Below are 18,062 nucleotides of genomic sequence, written 5' to 3' on the forward strand. Positions count from 1 at the left end.
CCCCTCCTGCGCCAACGCCGCCTTCGTGGAATTCGCCTCGGCGCAGTATCGCAACCTGCATCCGGGCTGGACCTTCTTCGGCTGTGTCTCGCGCTATCTCGACGAGCTGCCGGATGACGAATACGACCTGATCATCTTCGACTGCCCGCCGGCCATCGGCTATCAGTCGCTGAATGCCACCTTCGCGGCGGACGTGCTCTATATCCCCTCCGGGCCCGGCTACTGGGAATACGATTCCACGACGTCCTTCCTCGGCCAGCTGGCCACCGCGATGGAGGATATCTCGGCGGGCTATGCCTCCCATGCGGCGGGCGCGCGGCTGGCCCTGCCCAAGAAGTTCCTCGCCATCCGGGTGCTGATGACCCGGTTCGAGCCCTCCAACGAACTGCACGAGGCGATGAAGCGCGCCTTCCACAATGTCTTTGACGGGCGGGTCTGCGCGCATTCCATCGAGATGACCCGCGCGGTCGAACAGTCCGGGCGGTTCCAGAACTCGATCTATGAACAGGATTACCGGGAGATGACCCGCGACACCTGGAAACGCGCGCGCAAGAGTTTCGACGACGCCTACGCGGAATTCCGCGACACGATCCTGTCGGTCTGGCCGGATCAGGCGAAACCGGCAAGGAAGGCAGGCTGAGATGGCGAAGTCCAAATTCGATATCGTCCCGGGCGTCTCGGCCCGCAAGGCGGCCCAGGCCGAGGCGAAACCCGGCCCGATGAGCACCGCGATCCGCGAGACCGCGCAGACGCTGGACAAGGCCGAGGAGGACCTGCGCCAGCAGCGCAAGCGCAATGCCGAGGAGGCGCGGCAATGGCGGTCCGCGATGGAGGAAGGCCTGATCCTGCTGCGCCTGCCGCTGGATCTGGTGCGGGCCGAGGACCTGGCGCGCGACCGTTCCAATCTGGCGGAAGAGCTGAAGAGCCCCGAGATGGAGGAGCTGAAGCAGTCGATCCGCGTTCTCGGCCAGAAGGAGCCGATCGCGGTGCAGCAGACCGAGGAGGGCTATTCGCTGACCTCCGGCTGGCGGCGGCTGAACGCCTTGCGGATGCTGTTCGAGGAGACCGGGGAGGACCGGTTTTCGCTGGTCATGGCGAAGGTTCAGGTTTCCGCCCATGGCCGCATGGACCGCTATGTCGACATGGTCACGGAAAACGTGGTGCGCAAGAACCTGTCCCTGGCCGAGATGGCGGGGCTGGCGATGGCTGTGGCGGCCGATCCCGAGGCGGGGACGCCCGATCTGCGCGCGGCGATCAACCGGCTCTATCACGCGCAGAGCCCGGCGCAGCGCTCCTATATCAATGCCTTCGCCCGGCTCCTGCAGCTGCTGGGCGACAGCCTGATCGATGCGCGCTCCCTGGCCCGCGACCTGGGCGTCCAGGTCGCGCGGGCGCTGAGCGACGACAACCTTGCCGGGTTGCGCAAGGCGCTGGATGAGGCCGAGGATCCATCGGCCCAGCAGAAGATCCTGCGCGACTTCGTCGAGCGGGTCGAACGGCGTCCGGATCCGCGGGGATCGGCCCGGTCCGGGGCCGCCAAGACCGAGTTCCGCATGGGGCAGGCGAAACTGACTGCCCGCCGGGGCGAGATCCGCATCAAGGCGCCGGTGGATTACGCCGAGGTGCCCCGCGAGGTTCTGGAAGAGGCCTGGCGTGCCTTCGAGGCGGTGCTGCGCGGGGAAAACCAGGGCTGAGTTTAACGGCCGTTAAACCGGCCGGGCGCTGCGGATGCCGGGATTTAACGGCCGTTAAATCCCGGTGCGGGACGGGGTCATCCCTCCAATCCGCGCAGGCGTGCCGCCGTTTCCGGAAGGCGGTCCAGGCTGGCCCCGATGCGGGCCCGCCAGCGCGGCCCGCGCGACAGCGCCTCTTCCAGCGCCAGGGCCAGATCGTCGGGCCGGTCCTCCGCCAGCGCCGCGATGAGGAAGGCCGCCTGCCCGAGATCCTTGCGCGACTTGGCCTGGTCCGGTCCGCCGCGGCGGCGATCGGCGACGATCAGCTTGTGGATGGCGAAACGTTCGGGGCGCGGAACCTGCACCAGCACGCCGGAGCGGTAGAGGACCAGGGCCTGGATCGGATCGGCGATGAGGTAGTTGAGATAGTGCAGCGCTTGGGCGCTGACGCCGAGGGCGGGCAGGGGACGGACGGTCTCCTCTCCGAAGGCGGGGGTCAGGAACTCGACCATGGCGGCGCCCCGGCTCTGCCGCCAGCGCCAGACCTGCCTGTCATGGATGCCGGGCACGGGCTCGAATTTCAGGGCCCGCAGGATCGTGTCCGGCGTTTCCTCGACCCGGTCCTCCAGCGCGATGGACAGCCGTTCGAAACTGGCGACGTCGACATCGCCGGTCTGCGCCAGCTCGTCCATGGAGAAGCGCAGCCCAAGCTCGCCCTGATAGAGGCCGTAGGCCGCGGTGCCGATCAGGGTGCCGCCCAGCCGGAAAAGCCCGGCACGGGCGAAGGCCAGCAGCATGGATCCCGTCTCCCGGTCCGCCGTGATCAGCCCCTCGGCACGGAGGATCCGCGCCAGCCGGGCCATGGTCCTGCGCCGCTCCTGCGCCCCGGCGCGCAGCCCTTCCGCCCCGGCGAGCCGCGCCCGCAGGGCCGGGCTGTCCTCGCCGAGATAGCGGCTTTTCATCTCGGTCCCGATGCGGAACTTGTCATAGAGATAGACCCGGCCATTGCGCGGCCTGGCCTCGAGGCTGCCGACATGACCGGCGGCTGCCTCGTCGAGCTGCAGCCGAAGCAGGTCCTGATAGGCCGCCTGGGCCGCGCGGGAGAGGGAGGGCATCGTCATGGCCGGGGTTGCATCCTGTGTGCAGCATAAGAATCCATGCTGCACATCATGCAGGTGTGCAGCGATTTTTCAAGTGCTGCACATCCCCCGGAAACCGGGGATGCGGATCCGGTTGAAGCCGCCCGTGCGACGCGTATATCGGGATCATGGCACCCAAGAGCTTCTCCCTCGCCCTGCGCGACGACGGCACCGCGCGGCTGTCCTTCATCTACCGCAAGCCCGGGGAACCGGGGATCTCGCGGCTGTCCTGCGACCTCTCGCGCCCTGGCCTGTCGCGCCTGATCGCCTTTGCCGAGATCTGCGACCTGCATTCCGGGCGGCGCCCGCGCTTCGGGCTGGAGCTGGAGGCGCTTTCGCTGCGCTGCCTGCCCGACGGGGTGCAGGTGCTGCGGCTGGGCCGGACCGCGCCGGCGGGGGCGGCCATCGCCTTTGCCGAGCTGCGCGAGGAACTGGGCGAGGCCACGGATCGCTGCCTGGCGCTGGCGCGGCAATCCGGCCGCGGCGGGATGATCTGGGATCTGCTGCAGGATTGCTGCAGCCCCGGGATGCTGCCGCGCGGGGGCGGGGGCGATGCGGCCGATCACCTGCTGCACCGGCTGGCCGAGATCACGCTTCTGTCGCTGGCCGGGGAGGCGGCTAATCCCAGGTCCGGACTGTCCCGCAAGCTGCGCCGCCGGAAGGGTTCGGCAGAGGCGCTGGATCACGTCCGGGCCGCCCTGGCGGCCCAGGCGCGGCTGTTGCACCATGGCGCCGTCCCCGCGCCGGCGATCCCGGCTGCCATTTCCGGGTGAGGCATTGCCGCATATTACCGGACATCGGAAAGCGGGGCAGGGGCGGCGCTTCATCGGTCCGGATGCCGCTCTATCCGCCGCGGATCAGGGACGCCCCTTCGCGCCGGATCAGGATGGCGCCGCAGGCGCAACAGGGGTCGCATCTTTTGCCGGGCCTTCGTGACCGGCCGCCATGCCCTGTCTTTTCAGCGGCCTGAAGCGATCCGGCCCGGCCGGCGTCCTCCGCGCGCCTCCGGACCGGTCATGATGCCCGTTGCCGCGATGGCGCCGCAGCCGGCATGCGCTATTTCGGGGGAGGCGGGCGCAGCATGGTCTCTCCCTCTTTCATCGTCTGAAATCGATCATGGGCGACGCCTTGCCGGTCCAGGGCCTCGGACAGGTCACGTTCCGGTTGCGCGAAGCCTTCCGAAGCCAGCTGGAACGTGCCGAAATGCATGCCGATGCTTGTTCCGGCGCCAAGGTCCCGATGCGCGGTCACGGCCTCGGCGGGGTTCATGTGGAGCGGTTTCATGAACCAGCGGGGCTCGTAGGCGCCGATGCCAAGGAGGGCGACCTCGGGCGGACCCAGCCTTTCCCGGATATCGGAGAACTGGGTGGAATAGCCGCCATCGCCACCGAAGAACAGGCTGCGATCACCATCCTTGATGTAGAAGCTGCCCCACAGGCTTCGGTCGCGATCAAGGAGGCCCCGGCCCGAGGAATGTTGCGCCGGTGTCAGGATCACCCGGGTGCGGGAGCCCGCGCCCGCGCTTTCCCACCAGTCGAGTTCGCGCACATCCTCGATTCCGAGAGAGGACAGCAGGTCGGCATTGCCGAGCGGCACGACGAAGCTCGGCGCGAACCGCTCGTTCAGCGTCTTCAGTGTCGCCGTGTCGAGGTGGTCATAGTGATTGTGGCTGATGAGGACGAGGTCGATGGCGGGAAGCTTGTCCAGGTCGATCCCCGGCCTCCGGATGCGTTTCGGGCCGAACCAGCCAACGGGACTGACGCGGTCGGACCAGACCGGGTCGGTCAGGATGTTGAGGCCCGGAAGCTGGATCAGGAAAGTCGCGTGATTGACAAACGTAATCGCCATTCCGTCCTGACCCAGGTCCTCTGCCAATCGGGGAACGCCGGTCGTCTCGGCGCGGGCGGGCCAGTCGGGCCGAGCTTCGCGGATCATCCTGAACACGTCGGAAATGCCGGGCGACACCTGATCGGCCAAGGTCGGGTTGAGGAACGTCTTGCCGTTGAAATGGTCGCTGGTGTCATAGGTCCGGTCTGGCGTGCAGCCGAGCAGCGTCAGCAGAAGAAACGCGATCTTTCGATGAGCGGACCTGAATCGGGACGGGGCGGGTCTGGCATCAGTCATCGCGGTTCGGACCTGCGGCGATCGCGTCCGCCGGTCTGGGCGGGTAGCGGGGGATTTCCATGGTGATCACCAGCCCGCCCCCGCCCGGCAGGGCGGCGCGGACATCTCCGCCGTGGCGTTCGACGGCCTGGCGCGCGATGGCGAGGCCAAGCCCGTAGCCATCATGGTGCTGTGCATCCTTGCCGCGGGAAAACGGCTGGAAGATCCGGTCGAGGTCTTCGGGAACGACGCCCGGCCCGCTGTCGGTGACCTCGATGGCAAGCCTGTCGGTTGCGGCATTGCAGGAGACCCGGACCTGCGTGCCCGGCGCAGAGTGGCGGACCGCGTTGCGGATCACGTTCTCCAAGGCGCGGTAGATCAATTCGCCCTCGACCTCGGCGGGGAAGGTGCCGCCGATATCGGTCGTGATGCTTATGCCCCGATCCTGGCCTTCGAATGCAGCATCGGCGAGAATATCGTTCAGCAGGTCGATCACGTCCAGCATCTGCGTCTGCAAGGGCACTCCCGAACGGACGGTCAGGCGCGCAAGGGTCAGGATCTCGCCGACCAGTGCATCGAGCCGCTCGACCTCCCGATCCATCCGCTCGAGCATCGGTTCCAGGCGGGCAGGGCTCTTGCGCAGGATCCCCACCGCCGCCTGCAGCCGCGACAGGGGCGATCTCAATTCGTGCGAGACGTGGTGGAACAGCCGCTGCTGGGTCTCGCGGTGTTCCTGCAGCCGTTCGGCAGTCACGTCGAAATCCTGCCCGAGGGCGGTGATCTCGTCATTGCGGCGGGTCATCTTCCTGCCGATCCGCACGTCGAAACGTCCCTGGGCCAGCGCGCTCAGCCCGTCCCGTAGATCCTTGACCGGCCGGATGAGATAGCGCGCCAGCAGGACGGCCGCCAGCAGGCTGGCAAGCAATCCGGCGAGGACAAGCATGATGGGCGCGACCTTGTCCGGAAGGAGCCGGTCATAGGGCTGCAGGGTGATCCGGAAACACGCCGCGCCATCGCGCACCGTCCTGGCGGCCTCGGTCGGGGCATCGGCGCAGTCGCCCCCGATCCTGTCGATGGCAAGCCCCAGAGGGTCGAGCCGGTTGCTTGTCCGGATGAGCTGCCGGACTTCATCCTCGCCGTGCTCGATCAGGGTTTGCTGCGCGAGGTCCAGCAGGATTTCCCGTTTCTGCAGTTCGAGCTTCGGCACCAGCGGCGAGGCCTGGAACTCCATCAGGACAAGCGTCATGCCGGCGATGGACAGGGCCAAGGTCAGCCATATGGTGATGAGGAACTTTCGGAACAGACGCGGCATGTCAGTCCAGCAAAAGCTGGTAGCCCTGGCCGCGCACGGCCTGGATCCGCGACTGCCCGTCCTGCCGCAATCCCAGCTTGTGGCGGACGCTGCTGATATGGACGTCGATCCGGCGGTCATAGGGCGTCAGCGGCTTGCCGAAAGCCTGTTTCGAGATGTCCTGCTTGGATACGAGCTGACCTGCCTTGCGGGCCAGGACCTCGAGCAGGCTGAATTCGGTTCCCGTGAGATCCAGCAGGTGCCCGTCCCATTCGGCCGTCCTGTTGCCGGGGTCCAGGACCAACCGGCCCGCCCGTATCGGGGCCAGCTCGGCCGTACCGGCGGGCTGGCCGCTGCGGCGCAGGATGGCCCGCACGCGCGCGGCCAGTTCGCCGGTGGAACAGGGTTTCGGGACATAATCGTCCGCGCCCAGGTTCAGCCCGGCAATGCGGTCGATATCGTCGCCCCGCGCCGTCAGCATCAGGACCGGAACCTGGCTTTGCCTGCGGATCCGTTGCAGCACCTCGATCCCGTTCATGGCGGGCATCATGATGTCGAGAACGATCAGGTCGACCGAGCTGGCCACGGCCGCGGCAACGGCCGCGCGACCGTCCGTGTTGGTCGCCACGCCGAAGCCTTCGTCGGACAGGTATTCCTGCAGAAGCGCGGTCAATTCGGTATCGTCATCGACGAGAAGGATCCTGGTCAAAGGCTCTTTCCCCATTTGAGTTGCGTCCTTCATATCGTGCCGGCACGGGGTGTCGTGAAGTTTTACCGAACTTTACACGCTCTTGACCGCACTTGACGTTCACCTCGCTACAGCTGGTCGCGACGCGGATGGCGGTCGCCGGTGGTGGCCCGTCACCTGCCGAAGTCACCTGAACCGCCTGGACGTCACCGTGAAAACCCTGCTTGCCCTGCTGGCCGCTGCCGCGGTCGCGACATCTGCCATATGCTCCGCCGCGATGGCGCAATCCGACGCCCCGGCATTGACCGTGTCGCTGGTGACCCCGGCGACGCGCGACTGGCCCGAGACCGTCCCGGCCAGCGGCTGGCTGGCCCCCTGGCAAGAGGCCGTGATCGCATCCGAGGCAGGCGGCCTGCGCATCACCGAGATCCTCGCCGATGTCGGAAGCCGCGTGACCAAGGGCGATCCCCTGGTGCGGCTGACGCAGGAGGGCATCCTCGCCGATATCCGGATCCAGCAGGCGGCCGTCGAGACGGCGAAGGCAAACCTGACACGGGCCAGATCCGATGCCGACCGGGCGCGAAGACTGCGTGAATCCGGCACCGTATCCCAGCAAAGCCTGACCGATGTCCTGACGGGCGAACTGACGGCGCAGGCGGCCCTCGCCTCGGAAGAGGCCGCGCTGGAAAGCCAGCGGATCAGACTCGACCAGACCGAGATCACCGCGATCGACGATGGTGTCATCACCTCGCGCGCGGCAAGGCTGGGCGCAGTCGTGTCGCCGGGAACCGAGCTGTTCCGGATGATCCGGCAGGGGCGCATCGAGTGGCAGGCGGAGGTTTCGGCCCGCGATCTGCCCCTGCTGGCCGAGGGACTGGCGGTCGGGCTCGAGGGGCCGCATGGCGAAGCGTTCCGCGGCGCCGTCCGGCTGGTCAGCCCGACGGTCGATACCGCCACCGGCAGGGCAACCGTCTATATCGCCCTTGATGCCGACACCCCGCCGCGCCCCGGCCATTACGTGACCGGCAGCATCGAGCTGCAGGACACGCCCGCGCGCACCGTCCCTGAAACCGCCATCGTGTTCCGCGACGGGCTGAACTACCTCTTCACCGTCGGCCCCGACAACCGGGCCACGCGCGCGCGGGTCGAGACCGGGCGGCGCCGCGACGGCGAGGTGGAAATCACCTCGGGTCTCGACCCGTCGGCGCGGGTCGTCGCCTCGGGTGGCGCGTTTCTGTCCGACGGCGTGCTGGTGCGTGTGGCGGAGGCCGGGCAATGAACGTCTCGGCCTGGTCGATCCGCAATCCCATTCCCGCGATCCTCCTGTTCGCCCTGTTGACCATCGGCGGCTTGCTGGCCTTCCGCGGCCTGGCGATCCAGGACTTTCCGGACATGGATCTTCCGACGATCAGCGTGACCGCGCGGCTCGACGGGGCGGCGCCGGCCCAGCTTGAAACCGAAGTGGCGCGGGTGATCGAGGACAGCCTCGCCTCCCTCAGCCATCTCGATCACATCAACACCACGGTGTCCGACGGCACGGTCTCGATCCGGGTGTCGTTCAAGCTGGAGAAGGACACCGAAGAGGCCCTGAACGAGGTCCGCAATGCCGTCGATACGGTCAGGTCAGACCTGCCTGCACAGATGGAGCCGCCGAGTGTCACCAAGGTCACGCTGCAGAACTCGGCGCTGATCACCTTCGCGGTGCGCTCGGACCGTCTGAACGAGACCGAACTGTCCTGGTTCGTCGACAACGACATGACCAAGGCGCTGCTTTCGGTTCCGGGCGTCGGGCAGGTCAGCCGCATCGGCGGGATGGACCGCCAGGTGCATGTCGATCTCGATCCCCGGATCATGGCGCAGATGGGTGTCACGGCCGCCGCCGTCTCGGCCCGGCTCGGCGATGTGCAAAGCGACACCTCGGGCGGTGTCGGCGAGATCGGCGGCATCCGGCAGTCGGTGCGCACCATCGGCACGGTGGCGTCCATCGAGGATCTGAATTCGCTGCGCATCCCGCTGGCCGGCGGCGGCCAGGTGCGGCTGGGCGAGATCGCGACGATTTCCGACAGCCATGCGGATCGCAGCTCGATGGCCTATCTCGATGGCGAGCGGGTCATTGCCGTCGAGATCAGGCGTTCGAACGGCTTCTCGGATACCGGCGTCGCCGAGGGTGTCGAGGCGGCCATGGCCGGTTTCGCCGCGGCCCATCCGGCCGTCGAGATCGAAGAGGCCTATAGCGTGGTCGGCCCGATCCTCGAAAGCTACGAGGGGTCGATGCACATGCTCTACGAGGGCGCGGCACTGGCCATCGTCGTGGTGTTCTTCTTCCTGCGCGACTGGCGCGCGACCTTCCTGTCGGCGGTGGCCCTGCCGCTCTCGGTCATTCCGACCTTCCTGGTGATGAACCTGCTCGGCTTCAGCCTGAACATCTTCACGCTGCTGGCGCTGTCGCTGGTCGTCGGCATCCTCGTCGATGACGCGATCGTCGAGATCGAGAACATCGCCCGCCACCTGCGCATGGGCAAACGCCCCTTCGACGCGGCGATGGAGGCCGCGAACGAGATCGGGCTGGCCGTGGTCGCGACGACCTTCACGCTGGTGGCGGTCTTCCTGCCCACCGCCTTCATGGGCGGCGTGCCGGGACTGCTGTTCCGGCAGTTCGGGGTCACCGCGGCGGTGGCGGTGGTCGCTTCGCTTGTCGTGGCGCGGCTGCTGACGCCGATGATGGCGGCCCATATGATGAAGGCGCGCCCGGCGGAGGCGCGCGACGGGCCGGTCATGCGCGGCTACATGGCGGTGGTGAAGGCCTCGCTTCGCCATCGGCGGATCACCGCGCTGCTCACGGTCGTCGCGCTGGTGCTGTCCTTCGCGACGATACCCTTCCTGCAATCGGGGTTTCTGCCTGCCGCCGACGACGCGCGCAGCCAGATCAACCTGACCCTTCAGCCCGGCGTGACCATCGGGCAGACCGGGGACACGGCCCGCAAGGCGGCACAGATCGTCGGCGGGGTCCCGGAGGTCACGCATGTCTTCACCTCCATCGGGTCGGCCTCGTCGGGGGGAGGGCCGGGGTCGGCCACGGTGGGCAGCGTGGCCGCGGCGACGATCACCGCGGTGCTGACACCGATCCATGATCGCGACGTCACGCAGCAGCAGGTCGAGGAGGACATCCGCGAGGCGCTGGCCGTCCTGCCCGGTGTCCGGATCGCGGTGGGGGCCGGCGGCAATGGCACGACGCTCGACATCACGCTGGCCGGCGATGATCCGGCGGCGCTGGATGCGGCAAGCGTGGCCCTCGAAGATGCGCTTCGCACGCTGAACGGCGTCGGCGCGGTGACCTCGACCGCCTCGCGGCAGGCCCCCGAGATCCGGATCACCCCCGACTTCGCCCGCGCCGCCGCGCTTGGGGTGACATCAAGCGATATCGCCCAGGCCGTGCGCGTGGCGACGGGCGGGGATTATTCCGCGATGCTTCCCAAGCTGAACCTGCCGCAGCGACAGCTGCCCATCGTGGTCCGGTTCAGCCCCGACGCCCGGATGACCCTCGATGACATCCGCACCATGCGCGTGACGGGCGCGCGGGGCAGCGTCGATCTTGGATCGGTCGCGGATATCCGCATCGGAGGCAGCCCGTCGCAGATCGACCGCATCGACCGGATGCGCAATGTCACGCTGTCTGTCGAGCTGAACGGGCGGGTTCTCGGCGATGTCTATGCCGAGGTGCAGGCGCTGCCGGCCTTCCAGAACCTTCCCTCCAGCGTGACCCTGGTCGAGCAGGGCGAGCTGCAGCAGGCCTCGGAACTGTTCGCGAGCTTCGCGATCGCCATGGCGATCGGGGTCTTCTGCATCTACTCGGTTCTCGTGCTGCTCTTCCATGATTTCCTGCAGCCCTTCACCATCCTGATGGCGCTGCCGCTGTCGATCGGCGGGGCGCTGGTGCCGCTGCTGATCACCGGGACGGCGTTTTCGCTGCCGGTCGTCATCGGCCTGCTGATGCTGATGGGGATCGTCACGAAGAATTCGATCCTGCTGGTCGAATACGCGATCATGTCGCGCCGCAACGGCATGCCGCGCTTCGAGGCCATCGTCGATGCCTGCCACAAGCGGGCGCGGCCCATCGTGATGACCACCATCGCCATGGCCTGCGGGATGCTGCCCGTGGCGCTGAGCCTGACCGGCGGGGATCCCGGCGTGCGCCGCCCCATGGCCCTGGTTGTGATCGGCGGCGTGATCACCTCGACCTTCCTCAGCCTCATCGTCATCCCGATGATCTTCACCTTCCTCGATGATGTCCTGAATGCCCTGAAACGGATCTCGCGCTGGTTCGGGTCGGGCAGAACCGGCGGAGACCGGGGGACCGGGGACCCCTCGGGCGTCCTTGCCTTCGAACGCGGGGCGGCGAAGGGGCAACGCTGAGCTTCGGAAATGGAGATGCAAATGAACAGGCATGACGGAAAACGCGTGGTCGTGATGACCGGTGCCACGAGCGGCTTCGGCGTCCATGCGGTGCGGCAGATCGCGGCCGAACCGGGGACGCGGGTCATCATCGGGGCGCGCGGCACCGGAAGGACCGCGCCGCCGGGCGTGAGGATCCTGCCGCTCGACCTCGCCTCGCTGGCCAGCGTGCGCAGCTTTGCCGCCGCCGTGGCGGGCGAGCTGTCAGGCACGCGGATCGACATCCTCATCCTCAATGCCGGTCTCCACGGCTCCGCGGCGGAAGACCGCAGCGCGGAAGGGTTCGGCCTGACCTTCGCGGTCAATCATCTTGCCCATTACCTTCTCGCCCGGCTCCTGCTTCCGAACATCGCCGATGGCGGCCGGCTGGTGATCACCTCGAGCAACATGCACGATCCGCCGCTCGGGCGGATCGCGCCCGGATCCCTCGATATCGACGAATGGGCCCATCCGACGCCGAAGGGGTCCGGCGCGGGCATCCGCAGCTACACGGCATCGAAGCTCTGCAACCTGATGACGGCGCTGTCCTTCTCGCGGCTGGGAGCGGTCGGGACAGGGCGCCTCGACGTGGTCGCCTTCAATCCGGGCCTGACCGGCGGCGCCGCCGGCCGGGATGCTCCCGCGATCCAGAAGGCGCTGCTGGCGGTCGTCATGCGCATGGTGTTTCCCATCATCGGCCTGGTCCGCCCGGAATTCGTCATGAATGCGCCCGAACATTCGGGCGCCATGCTGGCCGATGTGGCACTGGGAAAGATCAGGCCGCCGGAGGGGCAGGTCTACGTTTCGCTGGTCAGGGGGCGGCCAACCTTCCCCGAGCCGTCCGAACTCGCGCGTGACCGCGCCGCACAGGACCTGCTATGGCATGAAAGTGCCCTCATGACGGGAATCTCGCCGTGATGTCGCGTCGCACGGGCCGCTCGGCCGATGACCATCCTGCCTGTCCGAAATGCACCGGGTTCCATCCGTCCATCTGCAAGGATTTCCAAGTGACCTCCATCACCGCTTGCCCGCTCGGTCTTATGGCCGCCCTTGCTGTCCTTGCCGCTCCCGACAGGTCCTGCGCGGAGGAACATCCCGGCCTCGCATTCGAAGCGATCGCCGCTGCGGCGGCCTCCGGCGAAGCCGACCTGGGCGATGACAATTCCATGTCCTGGTCCCGCGCCGTGACCCGGTTCGAAGCCGCCCGGAGCAGCTCTCCCGCCCGGTCGATCGGGGTGCAGCTGGAGTTCGGGCGGACAGGCTATGACTTCGGGAGCGATACGCTGGGACAGGACAGTCTCGACATCGACGAGTTCAGCCTGTCGCTGCCGATGCGGATCCCCCTGGGCGAAGAGGCCGGCGCCTTCCTGACGCCGAGCGTGAGCTACGCGGGCGAGAGCGGCGTCGATTTCGACGAGGGGGCGTCCTACGGATTGCTTGCCGGGGTGGCCTGGCGCCTCGGACCCGATCTCATGCTCGGTCCCGCTCTTGGCGCGCAATCCACCCTTCGGGACGAAACCGCCTTCTTCCCCTTCCTCATCGTCGACTGGCGCTTCGCCGAACGCTGGTCGCTTTCCACCGGCTCCGGCTTCGCGGCGAGCCGGGGCCCGGGGCTTCGGCTGGCGCATCATGCATCCGACGCCCTGGAATTCGGGATCGAGGCCCGTTACGAGCAATTCGAGTTCCGGCTGGATGAGGATCACGCGGTCTCGGACGGCATCGGGACCGACAGTTCCATTCCCGTCGTCGTGACCGGGCGCTGGTCGCCGAATGACAGGGTCTCGGTCTCGGGGTTTGCCGGCGTCGCCCTGGCGGGTTCCATCACCTTCGATGACGAGGATGATCGCAAGGTCTATGACGAGGACTATGACGCCGCGCCGCTTGTCGGCGTGGCTGCCAGGATCGCATTCTGATCCCGGCCGGGCGGACCATGGGGGCCGCTGCATTGGCGGGGCCGCGACCGGGCGCCAGGCAAACGAAGGCTGAAATGCTCGATCTCTTGCGATAGGCTGGGGCGCGTGTCGATCCCGGCGGTGCGCCGCATGTCGAGGCAGCGCAGCCCACGGACCGCCCCCGTGGCCCCGGAAAATTCTGCGCTGCGGTCTCTGCCGACCTGTGAATGCCTATGTCGCGGTCGAAATTTTCGGACATTGCCCTGAGATTCAGCGTGATTTTTATAGCGATATGCCCTTGCTGCTGATTTGCGGGATGCTTGACCGGGCCGGTCTGGGACAGTCCGAGGCCGGGTTCGGGCCCCGGGCGGCCTCGGCCAGGCGCTGTCGCGAGGAGGGGGCAAACCGTGGCGCGCCGTCCGGATGGCGCTGGACCCACAGATTGCCGATCCGGAAAAAAACCAATTGCAGGAAGGGGTAAAGGCCCAAGATCGGGAATCCGAGAGGCTGCATGTCGCGGCCTTGGGGGCGGGGTTTGCGAAGGGCCGGGGAGAGGGAAAACCGGCGGAGCCCCCCTTGCCATCCCGGGCATGAACGAAGGCCGGATCGGGGCCGCACCGGCCGGGTTCGGCTTGCCTGGCGGGCCTGATAGGCCATTCCCTCAGATCATGGATTTCCGCATTCTTGGAATTTGAGTTCAGGGTGGGATCCCCGCTAGCTGTGCCTCGAGTTGAATATCGAGGACGTCATGGCAGAGTTCGACAAGGTTGTGCGCGGCAGGCTGGTCACCGAGGACCGGATCATCGAAAACGGGTTCATCGCGATCCGCGACGGCAAGATCCAGGTGGTGGGCGAGGGGGTGGCGCCGGCCGCGGCCGAGGTCGACGATCATGGCGACGCGCTGATCCTGCCCGGCGCCATCGACCCCCAGGTGCATTCGCGCAGCCAGGGGGACCAGGAAGATTTCATCTGGTCCTCGCGCGCGGCCGCAGCCGGTGGTGTCACCACCATCGTCGACATGCCCTATGATCAGGGCAAGCTGATCTCGACCCCCGAGATGCTGCGCGAAAAGGCCGGTGAAGCGGCTGAACAGTCGCGGGTCGATTTCGCGCTCTATGCCACGATCAACCCGCTGCACGGTGCCAGCAAGGTTGCCGCCATGGCCGCGGCCGGGGCGGCGGCCTTCAAGTTCTCGACCTTCGAGACCCACCCGGAGCGCTTCCCGCGCATCACCACCCCGATGCTGCACGAAGCTTTCGCCGCGGTGGCCAGGACCGGGCTGATCGCGGGCGTCCACAACGAGAACCAGGAAGTCGTCGAAGCGGCAACCCGGGCCGTCAATGCCTCGGGCGTGACCGACTACCGCGCCCACGGCGCCTCGCGTCCCGCCATCGCCGAGACGCTGGCCATCGCCGAGGTCTACGAGATTTCCAAATCCACCGGTGCCCGTGGTCACATCGTGCATTGCTCGCTGGGCCGCGGCTACGAGATGGCGCAGAGCTACCGCGCGCAAGGCGTGGACGCGACCATCGAAGCCTGCATCCACTATCTCGTCTGCTGCGAGGAAGAGGACGTCGCGCGGCTGGTGGGCAAGGCAAAGTGCAACCCGCCGATCCGTCCGCGCGCCGAGCGTGAAGCCCTGTGGGATCACCTGGCGAAGGGCAATATCACCGTCGTCTCCACCGACCATGTCTCCTGGAGCCTCGATCGCAAATCCTCCGCCAACATGCTGGAAAACGCTTCGGGCATGCCGGGTCTGGAAGTGATGGGTGCGCTGCTGCTGGACGGCCTGGTCGAACGCGGCCTGCCGCTGACCCATGCCGCCAGGCTGCTGTCGGGCAATCCCGCCCGGCTTTTCCGCATCGCCGACCGCAAGGGCGTCCTGGCGCCCGGCGCCGATGCAGACATCGCCGTCTATGTCGACCGGCCGCGCGTCTACGATGCCGCAGCGTCCGGTCACAACGTCGTCGGCTGGAGCCCCTACGAGGGCCGCACCATCCGCCACAAGGTCGTCGCGACCTACCTGCGTGGCGAACTGGTCTTCGACGGCTCCGAGGTGCTGGCGGAACCGGGCCGGGGCGAATGGATCAAGCCGCGCCTGCCGCTGGCGCTGGATCAGGCAGCGGAATGACCCGGACCATGCGCCCCGAAATCGACGCTGACCGCTTGTGGGCCGACATCGAGGCCCTGGCTGCGATCACCGACCCCGACCGCCCCTATACACGGCGATCCTTCTCGGCGCGCTTCCTCGAGGGCCGGGACTGGCTGATCCGTGCCTTCGAGGCGGAGGGGCTGGCTTGCCGCATCGATGCGGCCGGGAACCTGATCGGCCGGCTCGAGGGGACGGAAGCCGCTGCCGCGGATCCGGGCGTGCTGATGACCGGGTCGCACAGCGACACCGTGCCCGATGGCGGGCGTTTCGACGGGATCGGCGGGGTGCTGGCGGGTCTGGCCGCGATCCGCGCCATGCGCGCGGCCGGCTACACGCCGCGCCACACCATCGAGCTGGTCGACTTCCTGGCGGAGGAACCCAGCGAATGGGGCCTCTCCTGCGTCGGCAGCCGCGGCATGGCCGGGGCGCTGGGTGAAAAGGAACTGGCCTTGACGGGGCCGGGGGGCGAGACGCTGGCCGATGCCATCGACCGTATCGGCGGCAATGTCGCAGAGCTCAAGAGCGCCCGGCGCGACGACATCACCGGCTTTGTGGAGCTGCATATCGAGCAGGGCCCGGTGCTGGAGGCCGAGGGCATCGCCCTGGGTGTGGTCACCGGCATTGCCGGGATCAGCCGCGTCAAGCTGGCCTTCGAGGGCGAAGCGGGCCACGCGGGCACCACGCTGATGTCGATGCGGGCCGATGCCAGCATGGCGCTGGCGCGGTTCCAGCTGCGCATGCGCGATGCCGCCGTCGCCGCCGCGGCGGCAGGCCGGGGCCATTTCGTCGCCACCATCGGGGTGGTGAACATCCTGCCGGGCGGCGCGAACGTGGTGCCGGGCAGGACCGAGGCGATCATCGACATCCGCGCCGAGGACACCGCGCTGATGAACGAACAGGTCGAGCTTTACCGCCAGTTCGGCGAAGCCGCCGCCGAGATGGAGGGATGCCGGCTGAAAAGCTTCGAGCGCATCAGCAACGTGGCCCCTGCCGCCTGCGCGCCGGGACTGCGCGCCGCGATCAGCCAGGCCGCGGGCGAACGGCAGGTCTCGACCCGGGATCTGGCCTCCGGCGCTGGCCATGACACGGTGTTCCTCTCCCAGGTCGCCCCGGCGGCGATGATCTTCGTACCGTCCAGGAAGGGGCAGAGCCACTGCCCCGAGGAATGGACGGACCCGGCCCAGATGGCGCAGGGCGCCACCTGCCTGCTGGACACCCTTTTGCTGGCCGACAAGGCCTGAGGACGAGAAAGACGACCCATGACCCTTCCCGAGAGCTACGCCCAGGAAAAGAACACCTTCCGCAGCTTCCTTGCGCAGCTGGAGCAGGCGAATGAACTGGCCGAGATCGCGACGCCGGTCGATCCCGACGGGTTCGAACTGGCCGCCATCGCCTCTGCCACCCATGACGGTCCGGCGACGATCTTCACCGATACCGGCGCGACCGGCATTCCGGTTGTGGCCAACATCCTGAACTCCATCGACCGCGTGGCGCTTGGCCTGGGCCTGACCCGCGCCGACCTGCCGACCGCCATCACCGATGCCATCGGCCGCCCCGTCGCCCCCGAGGTCGTCGAGACCGGCGCCTGCCAAGAAGTCGATCTGGGCGCGGACCTGACCAAGCTGCCGATCCCCCGCTTCTTCGAGAAAGAGGGCGGCCCCTACATCACCGCAGGCTGCATCGTCGGCGTTGACGGCGAAACCGGCATCGCCAACCTCTCCTATGCCCGGCTGCGCCCCGAAGGGCCCGATACCGCGCTGATCGGCATCGCGCCGAACCACCACTTGGCGGTCATGGCCCGCAAGGCCGCCGCGCGCGGTGAAGAGCAGCCGATCGCGATCACCCTGGGCAACTCTCCCTCGGTGTTGCTGGCGGCGGCCCTGTACCTGAAGATGGGCGACGACGAGATGGAGATCGCGGGGGCCATGGACGGCGCGCCGGTCAAATGCGTCCGCGCGAAGACCGCGCCCGAGATGCTGGTGCCGGCCGACTGCGAGATCGTGATCGAAGGCGTCATCGACCCCGAAGCGCGCGTGCACGAAGGCCCCGTCTCCGAGTATCACGGCATGTACGAGGATTACGGGCCCGGCCAGCTGGTGCGGATCAAGAAGATCACCACCCGCAGGAAGCCGGTGTATCAGGCCATCGTCCCCGGCTTCCACATCGAGCACCTGCTGATCGGCGGCGTCTCGATCGCGGCCGGTCTCGAGAGCCTGCTGAAGGGCATCATCCCGGCGGTGAAGCGCGTGGCGGTCGACAACTCCGGCTGCGGCCGCTTGTCCTGCGTCGTGACCCTGGCCGAGGGCCACCATCCGGGCGATCCGAAGAAGGCGATCCTGGGCGCGCTGTCGGCCGTCAACCTGGTCAAGCACGTCATCGTGGTCGACGAAGACGTGGACCCCTGGGACGAATTCGCCGTGCGCACCGCCGTCATGACCCGCATGCGGGCCGAGCGCGATATCGTGATCGTTCCCGACATGCGCACCGACCGCTCGGAGCCGATGAAGCTGGGCGGCACGATCACCAATTACGGCTTCGTGGCGACGCGCCGCGCCGAGGACCGCCCGGACTGGACGCCTGCGCTGCCGCCCGAGGACGCCTATGCCGCGACCGCCGATATCGTTGCCCGCATCCGTGCCGGCGCGCGGACGGCTGCCGAAACGGATGGGACCGACGCCTAGCCGGACGTCGGG

Annotated in this window: 14 protein-coding genes; 10 read left to right on the plus strand and 4 right to left on the minus strand. The window is 67.8% G+C overall.

The window, feature by feature from the left end:
* Both ICN82_RS03345 and ICN82_RS03350 read left to right on the plus strand, forming a co-directional pair.
* Window positions 1–640 (plus strand): AAA family ATPase (locus ICN82_RS03345; protein ID WP_193179615.1); only part of this gene is annotated, 640 nt, incomplete at its 5' end.
* 1 nt (window position 641) lies between these two features.
* Window positions 642–1,694, plus strand: a complete 1,053-nt coding sequence (locus ICN82_RS03350; RefSeq protein ID WP_193179616.1) for a ParB N-terminal domain-containing protein — start codon at window positions 642–644, stop codon at window positions 1,692–1,694.
* Between the two features lie 77 nt (window positions 1,695–1,771).
* Here ICN82_RS03350 and ICN82_RS03355 read toward each other — a convergent pair whose 3' ends face one another.
* Entirely contained in the window at window positions 1,772–2,794 is a 1,023-nt protein-coding gene (locus ICN82_RS03355) for a nucleotidyltransferase family protein (RefSeq protein ID WP_193179617.1), read from the minus strand.
* A gap of 146 nt (window positions 2,795–2,940) precedes the next feature.
* On the opposite strand from ICN82_RS03355, the gene ICN82_RS03360 reads away from it, so the two are divergent.
* Window positions 2,941–3,585: a hypothetical protein gene (locus tag ICN82_RS03360; protein ID WP_193179618.1), complete on the plus strand. Its 645-nt coding sequence runs from the start codon at window positions 2,941–2,943 to the stop codon at window positions 3,583–3,585.
* A gap of 283 nt (window positions 3,586–3,868) precedes the next feature.
* Here the strand turns inward: ICN82_RS03360 and ICN82_RS03365 are convergent, their stop codons facing one another.
* Genes ICN82_RS03365 through ICN82_RS03375 form a run of 3 tightly spaced genes read right to left on the minus strand, consistent with a single transcriptional unit; the run spans window position 3,869 to window position 6,915 of the window.
* The gene (locus ICN82_RS03365) at window positions 3,869–4,936 is read right to left on the minus strand and encodes an MBL fold metallo-hydrolase (RefSeq protein ID WP_193179619.1); all 1,068 of its coding nucleotides are present in this window, start codon (window positions 4,934–4,936) and stop codon (window positions 3,869–3,871) included.
* Window positions 4,929–6,227, minus strand: a complete 1,299-nt coding sequence (locus ICN82_RS03370; protein ID WP_193179620.1) for a HAMP domain-containing sensor histidine kinase — start codon at window positions 6,225–6,227, stop codon at window positions 4,929–4,931. The genes ICN82_RS03365 and ICN82_RS03370 overlap by 8 nt, the downstream gene beginning before the upstream one ends.
* Window position 6,228: 1 nt before the next feature.
* Window positions 6,229–6,915 carry a response regulator gene (locus ICN82_RS03375; protein ID WP_193179621.1) on the minus strand — a complete coding sequence of 229 codons (687 nt, stop codon included), beginning with the start codon at window positions 6,913–6,915 and terminating at the stop codon, window positions 6,229–6,231.
* Between the two features lie 190 nt (window positions 6,916–7,105).
* Here ICN82_RS03375 and ICN82_RS03380 point away from each other — a divergent pair, with 190 nt between their 5' ends.
* The 7 genes from ICN82_RS03380 (at window position 7,106) to ICN82_RS03410 (ending at window position 18,050) form a co-directional block, all read left to right on the plus strand.
* Complete coding sequence (locus tag ICN82_RS03380; RefSeq protein WP_330998956.1) at window positions 7,106–8,173, plus strand: efflux RND transporter periplasmic adaptor subunit; 1,068 nt, start codon at window positions 7,106–7,108, stop codon at window positions 8,171–8,173.
* Window positions 8,170–11,307: an efflux RND transporter permease subunit gene (locus tag ICN82_RS03385; RefSeq protein WP_193179622.1), complete on the plus strand. Its 3,138-nt coding sequence runs from the start codon at window positions 8,170–8,172 to the stop codon at window positions 11,305–11,307. The genes ICN82_RS03380 and ICN82_RS03385 overlap by 4 nt, the downstream gene beginning before the upstream one ends.
* A 54-nt stretch (window positions 11,308–11,361) precedes the next feature.
* Window positions 11,362–12,243, plus strand: coding sequence for an SDR family NAD(P)-dependent oxidoreductase (locus ICN82_RS03390; RefSeq protein WP_226898270.1), 882 nt, complete (start codon window positions 11,362–11,364; stop codon window positions 12,241–12,243).
* Between the two features lie 89 nt (window positions 12,244–12,332).
* Window positions 12,333–13,238 carry a hypothetical protein gene (locus ICN82_RS03395; protein WP_193179626.1) on the plus strand — a complete coding sequence of 302 codons (906 nt, stop codon included), beginning with the start codon at window positions 12,333–12,335 and terminating at the stop codon, window positions 13,236–13,238.
* 727 nt (window positions 13,239–13,965) lie between these two features.
* Window positions 13,966–15,348, plus strand: coding sequence for a dihydroorotase (locus tag ICN82_RS03400; RefSeq protein WP_193179627.1), 1,383 nt, complete (start codon window positions 13,966–13,968; stop codon window positions 15,346–15,348).
* Entirely contained in the window at window positions 15,345–16,610 is a 1,266-nt protein-coding gene (locus ICN82_RS03405; protein ID WP_193179628.1) for a Zn-dependent hydrolase, read from the plus strand. Before ICN82_RS03400 ends, ICN82_RS03405 begins: the two co-directional genes overlap by 4 nt.
* Before the next feature lie 18 nt (window positions 16,611–16,628).
* Window positions 16,629–18,050, plus strand: a complete 1,422-nt coding sequence (locus ICN82_RS03410; protein WP_193179629.1) for a UbiD family decarboxylase — start codon at window positions 16,629–16,631, stop codon at window positions 18,048–18,050.
* Window positions 18,051–18,062 lie beyond the last annotated feature (12 nt).

The organism is Mangrovicoccus algicola, assembly GCF_014903745.1.
GTDB lineage: Bacteria > Pseudomonadota > Alphaproteobacteria > Rhodobacterales > Rhodobacteraceae > Mangrovicoccus > Mangrovicoccus algicola.